The organism is Kitasatospora sp. NPDC093558 (assembly GCF_040683475.1).
Classification (GTDB): domain Bacteria; phylum Actinomycetota; class Actinomycetes; order Streptomycetales; family Streptomycetaceae; genus Kitasatospora.
In genome coordinates this window covers 1-11,717 of the sequence record NZ_JBFBDY010000190.1, presented here as the reverse complement: position 1 = coordinate 11,717, position 11,717 = coordinate 1, and the positions used below count along the sequence as shown (strand labels likewise).

Sequence of the window (11,717 nt, the reverse complement as noted above, 5' to 3'; positions counted from 1 at the left end):
CCGGAGCCGCGGGCGGCGAGGGCGCGGGCGATCAGGCGCTCGTTGTGGCCGTACTCGTCGGCGTGCCAGTGGTAGGAGTCGGCGGTGTCGATCAGCGTGATGCCGGCGTCGAGCGCGGCGTGGACGGTGGCGACCGCGCGCTCCTCGTCGGGGCGGCCCTCGACGGAGAGCGGCATGGCGCCGAGGCCGATGGCGCTGACGTCCAGGGTGCCGAGGCGCCGGGTGGTGGTGGTCGTGGTGCTGGTCGTGGTCATCGTTCGATTCCTCAGCGGGACGTGGCGGCGACGAGCCCGGGCAGCCAGTCGCGGGTGTGGGAGAAGCTGTAACCGAGCTGCTCGGCACGGGAGTTGTCCATGCCGTAGTAGCGCTCGAAGGAGAACGGCGAGGCCTCCTCCCCGGATGCGGGTGCGGCCGTCCGGTACGAACTCCCCTGCGCGAGCAGGTCGCAGAGGTCCGTCGCCGTCAACTCACCGTGCGAGCAGGCGTTGACGGCCCCGGTGAACCGCGCCCCGGCCGCCCAGTGCAGGACGTCGGCCATCTCGCCCTCGTGCGTGTACGAGGACGGCAGGTCGGCCGGGTGGACGGCCACCGGGAGCCCGGCCGCGATCCGTTCGCGGTAGTGCGCGAGGCGCCCGGTGAAGTCGTCGGCGCCCAGCACGTGCCCGGCCCGGACGGCCGCGAACGGGAACGCGCCGCTGCGCGCCAGCACCGCCTCCGCCTGCCGCTTGCCCTCGCCGTACGCGCCATCCCTGAACCCCCTGTCACGCCAGGGCAGTTCACTCCTGACCGGCCACTGCGCCGGATCGATCACGTCCTCACCCAGCGGCACACCGACCGGCCGGTGCTCCCCCGTGTCGTACACCTCGATGGTGGACGTCATGACGTACCGCCCGGCCCGCCCCGCGAACGCCCGCACGGCGCCCTCGGCGTGCAGCGGCGTGTAGCAGACCTGGTCGACCACGACGTCGAAGTCCCGGCCCGCGAGCACCGCGCCCAGCGCCGCCTCGTCCTCCCGGTCCGCGACCAGCTGCTCCACCCCGGGCGGCGGCGCCGTCGAGCCGCGGTTCAGCACGCTCACCCGCGCCCCGGAATCCCGCAGCCGGGTGACCAGCTGCCGTCCGAAGTAACGGTTTCCCCCGATGACCAGCACGTTTTCCATACCCACAAGTGTTACGGTGCGGGGTCATCCGATGAAGGGGAGATCATGGGAGTTCAGGCGCCGCGACCGAAAGACCGACGGCAGATCGGCGGCACCGCCGACGATTCCTCAGCACGCCCGGCGTCGCGCTCCGAGAGCGGCCTGGACGCCGTCGACCTGCGCCTCCTGGAGCTCCTCCAGGCCGAGGGCCGCATCACGCTGAGCGAACTCGGCCGCCGCGTCAGCCTCAGCCCCGCCGCCGTCGGCGAGCGCGTCCGCCGCCTCGAAGCCGACGGCACCGTCACCGGCTACGCCGCGCAGGTCTCCGCCGCCCGCCTCGGCTACGGCATCCAGGCCTTCGTCCGGGTCTCCCCGCACGCGCGCGTGACCGTCAAGTACCTCCGCAGCCAGGAACTCCTCCACCGCCCCGAGGTCCTGGAGGTCCACCACGTCCTCGGCGAGGACTGCTGGATCTTCAAGATCGCCGCCCGCGACACGGCCCACCTGGAGGAGCTGATCGAGCTCATGTCGACCCTCGGCCGCACCACGACGTCGGTGATCCTCTCGTCCCCCGTCACGCAGAGCGTCCTCCTCCCGCCGACCAGGCAGCCCGGCAGCTGACCGCGGGCGCTGCGCAGCACCGCCCGGCGCCTCACGCGCTCCGAGAGGTACTCCGCGACGTACTCCGAGCGGCCCAACCCGATGAGCGTCGCCCCGTCCGCCCGGCGGACCCTGGCATGAGACGGCTCCGGCCACCCCGCCGGGGCCGAGTCGACGGATCGGAGGGCGAACGATGCCCAGCATCCCTCCCCAGGACCACGCCGTCCCGCACGTCTCGACCATCCCCGCGAACCGCAACGAGCACGTCGACCTCTTCGTCCGCGAGTACGACGGGACCAGGCCGCACCACGATCCCGAGGCCGTCCTGATGCTGCACGGCCGCAGCGTCCCGGCCGTCGCCGGGTTCGACCTCCAGCACGGCAAGTACAGCTGGGCCCAGAACCTGGCCGAGGCGGGCTACGACGTGTTCGTCATGGAGCTCCAGGGCTCCGGCCTGTCACCGCGCCCGGAGATGGACAACCCCTGCAACGCCAACCCCGCCCAGCAGCTCGACGACCTCGTCCCCAACCCGCTGGCCGGCCCGTGCCCGGCCGCCTACCCGAAGCAGCTGGGCAACTCGCAGAGCGAATGGGACGAGCTGAACACGGTCGTCGAGTTCATCCGGACGTCGCGCAACGTCCCGCAGGTCGCGTTCATCGGCTGGTCCGCGGCCGCCTTCGTGATGGGACCGTACGTCATCCAGCACCCCGGCAAGGTGAGCAGCCTGCTGCTCCTGGCGCCGATCTTCCCGGCCAAGGGCAACGCCAGCAAGCCGGGCACCCGCTTCGACCCGCCCCACGCGCTGCCCCTGACCACCCCGGCCGCCCAGTTCGGCTTCCCGATGAACCTCCTCGCGAAGGACGGCCTGTCGAAGGTGTGGGACCCCGAGGTGCAGTGCCCCGACCAGCGTGAGAGCGGCATCGTCGACGTGGTGTGGGCGGCCATCCTGGACAACGACCCCCTCGGCAAGACCTGGGGTCCGGTGCACGCCGGCGTGCCGGACGGCATCGGCCGGTTCCGCAACTCCTTCTGGTGGGGCTGGAACGACACCACCGTGCCGCTCGACAACACCCTCGGCACGACGGTGCCCGTGCTCATCGTCTACGGGGAGTTCGACACGCAGGCCATGCACAAGTCGTCCGACGTCCGGTTCAACTTCTGGGTCCCCGACCTCTACGCCGCCATCCCCGGCACCGACAAGCTGATGATCAGGGTGGCCTGCGCCGGCCACCAGATGGTCTGGGAGACCCGCGCCAAGGACCTCCACACCATGTCCCGCGAATGGCTCAAGAACAGGACCGTCGACGGCCTCAAGAGCGGCAGCTACGCCCTGGACACGAACGGCAACTTCACACCCGTCGTCTGAGCCCGGCACCCACCGACCCCCTGTCGACCACCGGCAGGGGGCCTCTGCGTGCTCCGGCGCACGGCCGGCGTTGCACCATGGCGTTGCACCATGGGGATGTCGGCAACTTGTTTTGTTCCTAAGGTCATTCGCACCGAAAGAGGAAACAGGAAACGCCACCGACACCCGTTTGACCGGCCCGATCGCATGCCAGGATTCAGACGGAAGCGAGGGGAGACCGCTTCCAGCCCACTCGACTCGGCACACGCCCGAACGAACGGAACCAGAACGGGGGTTGGCATGCGCAGGCCCGCAGTGTCGTCCGAAGAGTTCGGCCCGGAACTCCGCAGACGGCGGATCGCCGCAGGCCTGACCCTGACCCGGCTCGCCGAACTGCTGAGCTACAGCAAGGGCCACCTCAGCAAGATCGAGCGAGGCCACAAGGCCCCGCCGCCGGAGTTCGCCCGCCGCTGCGACGCCCAGCTCGACGCCGCCGGCGCACTGGAGCGGCTCCTGCCCGCCGAGCCGCGTCCGTCGCAGTCGGCCCGGTCCGGCCGGTCCGGCCTCTCCGCCCGGGACAGCCGTGACATCGGCGAACAGGGCGCAGGAGCACCGCCGTTCCGGGGTGAACGCGAGGACGTCCGCCGGCCCGAAGGGCTGGGCAGGCGCCGTCTCCTCGCCGCCGGAGCGACGTCCCTGCTCGGCGCAGGCCTCGCCGGCCCCCTGACGTCGATACCTCCGGCGACCGTACCGACGACGCCCAGCCCGGCGACGCCCGTCGCGGACTCGCCCGTCGCCGAGTCGCTCATCGAGGAGTCGGCGCCGGTGGAGATCTTCCGGGCCCAGTTCGACCAGATGCGCCGGCTCGGCCAGACCACCGCCCCCTCCACGCAGCTGCCCAAGCTCACCGCCCAGACCCACACCCTCGGCCAATTGGCCGCCCGGGCCGGCACCGCGAACCGGAGCCGGCTGCTCGCGCTCGCCGCCCGGTTCGCGGAATACGCGGGCTGGATGGCCCAGGAGGCCGGCGACGACGCCACCGCGCTCTCGTGGACCGCCCGCGCCGTCGAGTTCGCCGAAGCCGGCGGCGACCACCACCTCGCCTCCTACGCCCTCGTCCGGCGCGCCCTTGTCACCTTCTACGCAGGGGACGCGACCCGGACCGTCCAGCTCGTCGAAGCGGCCCAGGCCGGCCACCTGCCGCCCAGGATCCGCGGACTCGCCGCCCAGCGGGAAGCCCAGGGCCACGCCCTCACCGGTGACCGCGACGCCTGCCTGCGCAGCCTCGACCGCGCCCGCGAACTCCTCGCCGCAGCCGACGCCGAGAGCGGCACCGGGAGCGGCCACGGGGACGGCGCCGGCGCACCCGTCCTCGGCACCACCAGCCTCGCCGACCCGGCGGCCATGGTCACCGGCTGGTGCCTGCACGACCTCGGCCGGCCGGCGCAGGCCGCCGAGGTGCTCGACCGCGAGTACCTGCGGATTCCTGCACACGCCATCCGCAGCCGCGCCCGCTACGGCATCCGCCGCGCCCTCGCCCACGCCGCGAACGGCCAGCCGGAGCACGCCGGCACACTCGCCGCTGAGCTCCTGCCGCTCGTGCCCGGCCTGCACTCGGCGACCATCCGGGCCGACGTCCGGCGACTCGCCCGCGAACTGCACCGGTTCCGGGCCGACCGGACCGTGCGGGACATCGAGCCCCTGCTCGCCAGAGCCCTGCACCCGTAGACCTCACACCGCCCGGCCGGCTCCCGGCCCCCGCCCGTCCACCACCCTCACGAGAGGCGATCAGCCATGCCCGAAATCTTCGTCAACTACCGCACCAGCGACGAGGACACCACCGCCACCCTGATCGAGCGCGAGCTCTCGCGGCGCTTCGGCGACGAGCGCGTCTTCCGCGCCAGCAAGTCCATCGGGATCGGCGGACGCTTCCCCCAAGCGCTCCTGACCGCCGTGCGGCGCAGCAGCGTGCTCATCGCCGTCATCGGGCCGCGCTGGGCCGACGCCCGCACGGCGGACGGCGCACGCGCCCTCGACGACCCCGAGGACTGGACCCGCAAGGAGATCGCCGAGGCCTTCGAGAGCGGGGCCCTGGTCGTCCCGGTCCTCGTGGGAAGGACGACCCGCCTCGACCGGCACACCCTCCCGCCCGAGATCGCCGAACTCGCCGACTGCCAGTACCGGCGCTTCGACAACCGCGACGCCGACTCCGGACTGCGCCGCCTCGGCGACGACCTCGCCGAGGCCGTCCCCCGGCTCGCCGAGGCCGAACGGCGGATCACCGCGGCCAAGGGCCGCCACACCGTCGAGACCCACAACGAGACCGGCCGGGTAGACGGCAGCGTCATGCAGGCCCGGGACTACCGGCACGAGCAGAGCGGCGGCATCGGCGCCGTGGGCAACGGCGTCGGCACGTTCATCAACAACGCCAGCGGGCAGGTGCACACCGGCAGCGGCACCCAGAACAACACCATCCGCCACGGCGGCGTCGAGTTCCACGGCGACGGCAGCAACTACGTCGAACGCGGCACCGTCAACAACGACTTCACCAACCGCCCCGACCGCCGCGAGGACCGGCACGAGGACCACCGCGAGGACCGCCGCCGGTGACCGACCAGGGCCACACGACGCGGATCCGCAACGCGCAGGGCCAGACACACACGGGCAGCGGCACCCAGAACATCATCTTCCTCGGCCTCCAGGAACCGCCGCGCCCCAGAAGAGACCCTTGGCAGGTCGCACTCGAACGACGCCAATGGCTACGCCGTCGATTCATCGGCCCACCCGGATACCGTGTCGCGGCCGAACGTCTGGAAGAGCCCGGCTCCGTCGTCCTGCTCTCCGGTGCTCCCGGAAGCGGACGGCGGTCCGCCGCCACCATCCTCCTGCACTGCGCCGGCGACACCGACGATCCCTTCCGCGAGGCCACTCTGGACCCCAAGCGGGAAGATCCGGACGAGATCGCCACCGGCGAGCGCATCCTTTTCGACCTCTCGGGCCTCTCGGACGACGACTTCATCACCGCACAGGGCCAGTTGGCGGTGTACTGGGAGAAGATCCGGCAACTTCATGCCCGCTTGGTCGTGGTTCTTCCCCATACACACGAGCACCTCCTCCGGTCCGACTTCCTTCAGTTGCGGGTGCAGATCGGACGTCCCGACGGTGCCGGTGTCCTCGCGCGACACCTGCGGTCGGAGGGCATCGAGCTCACGCGCACGGACCTGCGCGGGTCCTGTCTCGGTCGGATGCTGGGAAGTTCCTCGATGCAGGAGCTACAACGGCTCTCCGAGCTGGTGGTCCGGGCACGCGCGGACGGTGGTGACTTCCACGCGTGGGCCGGACGGGCGGACGAGGCCCTCCAGGACCGGAGTCACGAGGTCGCCCAGCAAGTCGCCGACCTCACCGACGGGCGGCAGCGTGCGCTGCTGTTCACGGCGGCGATGCTGGACGAGGCACCTGCGGCCACCGTGTTCCGGTTCGCCGACCGCCTGTTGAGCCGGCTCGGACACCCCGAGGACGAGCGTCCTCGCCTCGACCGCACCGACCTGACCAGACGCCTCCACGAACTGCCGGTGAAGGTGCGGGGGGAGCGGATCCACTTCGAGGGTCTGGCCTACGCGGCGGCCATCCGCACCCACTTCTGGCTCTACTACCCGGACCTCCGGGCGGCCTTCGGGGACTGGGTCGCGGACGCCGTCACGGAGTTCGCGTGGCTGGGCCCTGCCGACCGGAACCACTTCGTGGCGAGGTACACCGAGCACGCCCTGAAGGCCGACGACGTCCGGACGCTGACCGACCTCGTGGAGTCGTGGGCGACGGACGGCAAGCTGCTGCCCGAAGCAGAACTCGTCCTGGCGCTCGGGCTCATGAGCGATGCCCGGGGATCGGCCTTCCGAGCGAAGATCTACGAGTGGGCCGTCAAGCCGGGGCTCTCCTCCCAACTGGCCCGTCTGCTGACGCGAACGTGCGTCGAGGCGATGGCACCTCTCTATCCGGACCAGGCGCTCGTGCGCTTGCATCACCTCGCTCGCCGGGAGGGTGACCACGGTCGGCCGGATTCCGCCCAGACGGCTCTCCTCGAACTGGTCCGGCAGAACCACGCCTTGTGCGTGAGACTGCTCAACCGGGTGTGCAGCGGCATGGAGAAGCACGAGTTCGCGGACGTCGGGATCTTCCTCGTCCTGATGGACCCTCTCCCCGGATGGGTACAGCACGACGTGGCCGTCCGCGGGTGGCGCGGAGTCCTCGATCTCGCGCCGCCGGCCGTCTGGTCCCCCAAAGTCAGGGCGTGGCTCTCCGCCGCCCGGTGCGAGCCCGACGGTGGTGCGCGGCTGATGCGAATCCTGATCGACGCCGCCGACCGCGACGTCGATGTCCTCAGCCGCTTCTACCTGCTGGCGTACGACTGGTCCGCGGAACCGGACGACGCCTCGCTGCCGCACGGCCGGGAAGACATCGCGGCGCGCTTCCGGCGGGCCATCGACCGCGCGCAGGGCGTCGAACCGCTGGACCTGACGGCGGCGGGAGTCCGCGGAGGGAGAGGGAATTGAACGGCACGGGAAAGGCGCCCCTCGTCGGGCTGGCCCTCGCGGCCGGGCTGGTGACCGTGGCGCTCGGGGTCTCGGCCGGGTGGCCGGTCTGGCTGTGGGCGGCGCCGGCCGCCGTGGCCGTGGTGCTGGCCGTGCTGCTGGCGCTGGCCCAGTCGCCGGCGCCGAGGCCGAAGTCCGGCCCGGACGAGTTGCCTTGGGAGGAGACCCGCGTGGACGGGGTCGCGTTGCCGAGCCGGGTGCCGGACTACGACTTCCACTTCTCGGCGACGGTGTGGTGGCGCCCGATCCGGAACACCACCGGGCTGGTGCACGCGGACCCGGCGAGCCTGGCGGTCGAGACGGTGCTGGCCCGCGCCCGGGTGGTGACCGAACGCGAGGTGCCCGAACGGCTGGACCTCGTGCTGCACCGGCTGAACGGTGTGCTCGGCACGCAGAGCCCGGACGTGTCGGGCCTGGTGGAGGCCATGGGCGGGCGGGTGGAACTCGGGCTCTCCGCGGACGACCGGGCCCGGCTGGGGAAGCTGTCCGAGGTCCGGAAGACCGAGGAGGTCTGGGAGCACGAGCGGCGGTACGAGCAGAGCAAGCGGGCGTACCTCGGCGATGACGTCCTCAAGTCGCCCGGCAGCGCGGTGGTGTGGTGGCTGGCGCGCCACGACGACGAGGTGCGGGAGGCCGTCGACATGATCGGCCCGCTCGCCCGGCTCTCCGCCGCGGCCAACGACGAGGCCGTGGACGAGCTTTACCAGCACCTCGTCCCACAGGCGGTCCCGTTCCTGGACGACGTGTCCCCCGCGCCGCGCCACTGGGATGACGACGGCGAGGGCGGCGCCGGGGCGGGCGACCCCGGGCCGCCGGGGCCGGGCGGGCCGACGAGGGGGCCGCGTGTGGTCGGCCCTCTGCACGAGCTGCTGGAGGGCGTCGACCTGGCGGACGATTCCCCGGCGCGTCATGTCTGGGCCCTTCGCGTGGCCGAGGCGACCGATGCGGTCGGCCGACCCGAGGCCGCCCGGCTGATCCGGGAGAGCCTGCTGAACGGCGGAGGGGACGGCCCCGGCGTGCCTGGCGAGCAGCACACCGTCAAGGGCCCGGGCGACGGGCCCGGGGTGCGGTGGACGAAGCTCGACGGGCTGGTGAACGGATCCGTCAACGAGTCTTCGTGGAACGGGAGTTCGCCCGCCTCGGGGCCCGGGCCGGAGGACTAGCGGGTCCGCGGCGGGTCCGCGGCGGCTATGGGTGCGGGTGGCACGGGAGGGACGCGCCCGAGAGGAGGGGTACGGACCGGATGGCCGATCACCAGGCCTCCGGGGCCGCCATGTTGTCGGCGGGTCACCCAGGCGGCCCCTCCGACGAGCGGGGTGTCGGGACAGGTGTCAGAGTCGTCGATAACACGCTTGTCCGTTCCGGCGGGTCCGTCCCGCCGGTACGCGCGGCCCCTGCGCCTCGACCGGCCGCCGGGCCGACGCCCCGGTCTCCTCTTCCCACGTCCGGCCGTCACCCTCGGGCGGCTCCGTCCACGGCCGTGACCTGTCGCAGAACGGCGGATCCATCGTTGAAACCCCTGAAGAGAGCGCTGAAGAGCAGCCAGAAACGGCGGCAGGAGCGACGGCGGAAGAGTCGTCTGAGGTTCGGCGCCGCGGCCGTGGCCGGTGCGGCCGTGTGCGCGCTCGTGTCGCCGACGGCCCTGGCGGCGCAGCCCTGGCCGTGGCCGTCGCCCGGGGGCGGGTCGTGGTCGGTCCCGGGTAACCCGTTGGGCGGCTGGTTCCCGTTCCCGTCGGTGCCGACGCCCGGCGGGCCCTTACCGACGCATCCCACCGGGCCGAGCCCGACGCATCCCACGGGCCCTGGCTCGGCGCATCCCGCGCCGGCGGGGCCGGCGGGCCCGTGGGACCTCAAGTTCGCGGACGAGTTCGACGGCACGTCGCTGGACCGGACGAAGTGGTCGTACCAGTCCGGGGCGGAGGCGGACTGGTCCACCGCCCCCCTGGGGACGGGGAACCCGGACAACCAGCAGCTCGAATTCGACCAGCCGGCGAACTGCACCGTCTCCGGCGGCATGCTGGACATCACGGCCAAGCCGGACGACATCACCAGTTCCGGCGGGAAGCACTACGCCTGGTCCAGCTGCATGATCAACACCTCGCCGTCCTACGCCTTCCGCCACGGCTACACCGAGATCCGGGCCAAACTCCCGGCGCCCAAGGGCTTCTGGTCGGCGCTGTGGACGTGGTCGGCGCCCGGCGCCAACCTCCCGGCCCACGGCGAGACCGACGCCTTCGAGTTCTACTCGGACGACCACTCCCGGCTCCACCTCACCCAGCACAACCCGGCCGGCACCCGCCCGGACCTGCCACCCGGGTTCACCTGGCCCGGCATCACCCTGCCCGGCCCGAACCCCGCCGGTCCGAACCCCGCCGGCACCGTGCACCGGCCCACGTTCGATCCGGCCGCGGACTTCCACACCTACGGCGTCGACATCGAGCCGTGGGGAACGGACTGGTGGATCGACGGCCGGATGGTCTTCCACAGCAGCCGGACGTCGAACGGCCCGGTGAACGTCCTCCTCGACAACTTCGTCTACTCCAAGATCCCGCCGGCGGCCGGCAGCCAGGGGCACCTGCTGGTCGACTACGTGAGGTCCTGGCAGCGGCCGGAGGGCTTCCCCGGGCGCTGACGGGTCGGCTCGGCCGACGGGTCCTCCGCAGGGAACACGCGGGCGGGGCCGGGAGGCGCGTAGCGCCACCCGCACAGAGCCATCCGGGTGGAGACGCGTCCACCGGCGGGTGGCGGCGTGCGGCGGGCCACCGGCGCGCGGTAGGTACGTCGGTGCACTCGCACGACACCTCGGAGGACCCAACACCATGCGCGAGCTCCGTACGCTGGCCGCCGTCGTCACCGCCGTGATCGGCCTCGCGGCCGCCACCGGCACCGCGGCCACCGCCGCCACCACACCGGCCGTCCCGTCCGACGCCGTGAGCGTCACCGGCGGCACCCTCGCCGACGACGGCACCGTCACCCTGACCGGCTCCTACCGCTGCGTCGAACACCCGGGCAAGGTCGTCCTGATCGGCAGCAACGTGATTCAGAACGGCCACCCGGAGTCGATCGGCGGGTTCAAGGCGCAGTGCGACGGCACCGCGCGGACGTGGACCAACACCGGCCGCCCGATGACCGCAGGACGCGGCTCCGGCCCGCTCCTGCGCACCGGCCCGGCCACCGTGAAGGCCACCATGCTCACGATGGGCCCGAACGGCATGCCGCTCCCCCAGACCATCGCCACCGCCGAGAGCCCGATCGAGCTGACGGCCGGGTAGCGCCGACGTGAGCAGGCCGGGGCCCGTCCACCGCGCGACGGGCCCCGGCCGGTTCACGCCGCCGGCCCCGGCCGGTTCACGCCGCCAGTCGGCGGACGGCGAGTTCGGCGAGGAGCGCGGCGCCGTCGGCGAGCACCGCGTCGTCGAACTCCGCGTACGGGGAGTGGTTGGGTGCGCGGTCCTCCGGATCGCTCCCCTTCGGGGCGGCGCCGAGCATCACGAAGGAGCCGGGGACGGCGTCGAGCACCCGGGAGAAGTCCTCGGACGCGGTCAGCGGGTTCACCATCGGCCGGTACCGCTCCTCGCCGAACACCTCCCGGACGGTGTCGGCGAGGAAGTCGGTCTCGGTGCCGTCGGTCCGGGTCAGCGGGTACTCGGGGCGGAACTCCGCCTCCGCCCGCAGCCCGTGGGCCGCCGCGACCGACCTGACCAGCTCGACCGCCGCCTTCGCGACCCGGGACTGCGCCTCGGCGGAGAACGTCCGCACGGTCGCTTCGAAATGGGCGGTCTCGGGGATCACGTTGCGCCGGGTGCCGGCCTGGAAGAGCCCGACGGTGACCACCACCGGGTCGAACACGTCGAAGCGGCGCGTCACCATCGCCTGGAGGGCGGTGACCATCTCGCAGGCCGCCGGGACGGGGTCCTTGGCCCGGTGCGGTGCCGAACCGTGGCCGCCCGCGCCGTGGACGGTCACGTGCAGGGCGCCCGAGGCGGCCATCATCGGGCCGCGCCGGGCGGTGAACTCGCCGTGCGGCATCGCCGCCACCACGTGC

Annotated in this window: 12 protein-coding genes; 8 read left to right on the top strand and 4 right to left on the bottom strand. The window is 72.6% G+C overall.

Annotated features, from left to right (window positions below; genetic code table 11):
• A partial coding sequence (locus tag AB0O00_RS19255; RefSeq protein ID WP_363653289.1) for an aldo/keto reductase occupies positions 1-254 on the bottom strand: 254 nt, incomplete at its 3' end.
• 11 nt (positions 255-265) lie between these two features.
• Positions 266-1,159 carry an NAD-dependent epimerase/dehydratase family protein gene (locus tag AB0O00_RS19250; protein ID WP_363653287.1) on the bottom strand — a complete coding sequence of 298 codons (894 nt, stop codon included), beginning with the start codon at positions 1,157-1,159 and terminating at the stop codon, positions 266-268.
• Positions 1,160-1,204: 45 nt separating this feature from the next.
• Here AB0O00_RS19250 and AB0O00_RS19245 point away from each other — a divergent pair, with 45 nt between their 5' ends.
• From AB0O00_RS19245 to AB0O00_RS19230, 4 genes are all read left to right on the top strand, one after another.
• On the top strand, positions 1,205-1,759 hold the full coding sequence (locus tag AB0O00_RS19245) for an Lrp/AsnC family transcriptional regulator (RefSeq protein WP_363653285.1): 555 nt from the start codon (positions 1,205-1,207) through the stop codon (positions 1,757-1,759).
• A 172-nt stretch (positions 1,760-1,931) separates the two neighbouring features.
• Positions 1,932-3,104: an alpha/beta fold hydrolase gene (locus AB0O00_RS19240; RefSeq protein WP_363653283.1), complete on the top strand. Its 1,173-nt coding sequence runs from the start codon at positions 1,932-1,934 to the stop codon at positions 3,102-3,104.
• A 279-nt stretch (positions 3,105-3,383) separates the two neighbouring features.
• Positions 3,384-4,811, top strand: coding sequence for a helix-turn-helix transcriptional regulator (locus AB0O00_RS19235; protein WP_363653281.1), 1,428 nt, complete (start codon positions 3,384-3,386; stop codon positions 4,809-4,811).
• Between the two features lie 66 nt (positions 4,812-4,877).
• Entirely contained in the window at positions 4,878-5,693 is an 816-nt protein-coding gene (locus AB0O00_RS19230) for a toll/interleukin-1 receptor domain-containing protein (protein WP_363653279.1), read from the top strand.
• A gap of 149 nt (positions 5,694-5,842) precedes the next feature.
• On the opposite strand, the gene AB0O00_RS19225 is transcribed toward AB0O00_RS19230, so the two are convergent.
• A complete protein-coding gene (locus AB0O00_RS19225) occupies positions 5,843-6,268 on the bottom strand; it encodes a hypothetical protein (RefSeq protein ID WP_363653277.1) in 426 nt (141 codons plus the stop codon).
• Between the two features lie 78 nt (positions 6,269-6,346).
• Between AB0O00_RS19225 and AB0O00_RS19220 the strand changes: the two genes are divergently transcribed.
• From AB0O00_RS19220 to AB0O00_RS19205, 4 genes are all read left to right on the top strand, one after another.
• Positions 6,347-7,633, top strand: a complete 1,287-nt coding sequence (locus AB0O00_RS19220; RefSeq protein ID WP_363653275.1) for a hypothetical protein — start codon at positions 6,347-6,349, stop codon at positions 7,631-7,633.
• Positions 7,630-8,835 (top strand): hypothetical protein, encoded by a 1,206-nt coding sequence (locus AB0O00_RS19215; RefSeq protein ID WP_363653274.1) that lies wholly within the window; start codon positions 7,630-7,632, stop codon positions 8,833-8,835. The genes AB0O00_RS19220 and AB0O00_RS19215 overlap by 4 nt, the downstream gene beginning before the upstream one ends.
• A 545-nt stretch (positions 8,836-9,380) precedes the next feature.
• On the top strand, positions 9,381-10,304 hold the full coding sequence (locus AB0O00_RS19210; protein WP_363653272.1) for a glycoside hydrolase family 16 protein: 924 nt from the start codon (positions 9,381-9,383) through the stop codon (positions 10,302-10,304).
• 187 nt (positions 10,305-10,491) lie between these two features.
• Positions 10,492-10,944, top strand: coding sequence for a DUF6299 family protein (locus tag AB0O00_RS19205; RefSeq protein WP_363653270.1), 453 nt, complete (start codon positions 10,492-10,494; stop codon positions 10,942-10,944).
• A gap of 76 nt (positions 10,945-11,020) precedes the next feature.
• Here AB0O00_RS19205 and AB0O00_RS19200 read toward each other — a convergent pair.
• Positions 11,021-11,717 (bottom strand): M20/M25/M40 family metallo-hydrolase (locus tag AB0O00_RS19200; protein ID WP_363653268.1); only part of this gene is annotated, 697 nt, incomplete at its 5' end.

Coding starts and splice junctions, on each gene's coding strand:
- AB0O00_RS19240 (WP_363653283.1), top strand. CDS start 1,932: ATGCCCAGCATCCCTCCCCAGGACCACGCCGTCCCGCACGTCTCGACC.
- AB0O00_RS19205 (WP_363653270.1), top strand. CDS start 10,492: ATGCGCGAGCTCCGTACGCTGGCCGCCGTCGTCACCGCCGTGATCGGC.
- AB0O00_RS19245 (WP_363653285.1), top strand. CDS start 1,205: ATGGGAGTTCAGGCGCCGCGACCGAAAGACCGACGGCAGATCGGCGGC.
- AB0O00_RS19220 (WP_363653275.1), top strand. CDS start 6,347: ATGCAGGAGCTACAACGGCTCTCCGAGCTGGTGGTCCGGGCACGCGCG.
- AB0O00_RS19235 (WP_363653281.1), top strand. CDS start 3,384: ATGCGCAGGCCCGCAGTGTCGTCCGAAGAGTTCGGCCCGGAACTCCGC.
- AB0O00_RS19230 (WP_363653279.1), top strand. CDS start 4,878: ATGCCCGAAATCTTCGTCAACTACCGCACCAGCGACGAGGACACCACC.
- AB0O00_RS19250 (WP_363653287.1), bottom strand. CDS start 1,159: ATGGAAAACGTGCTGGTCATCGGGGGAAACCGTTACTTCGGACGGCAG.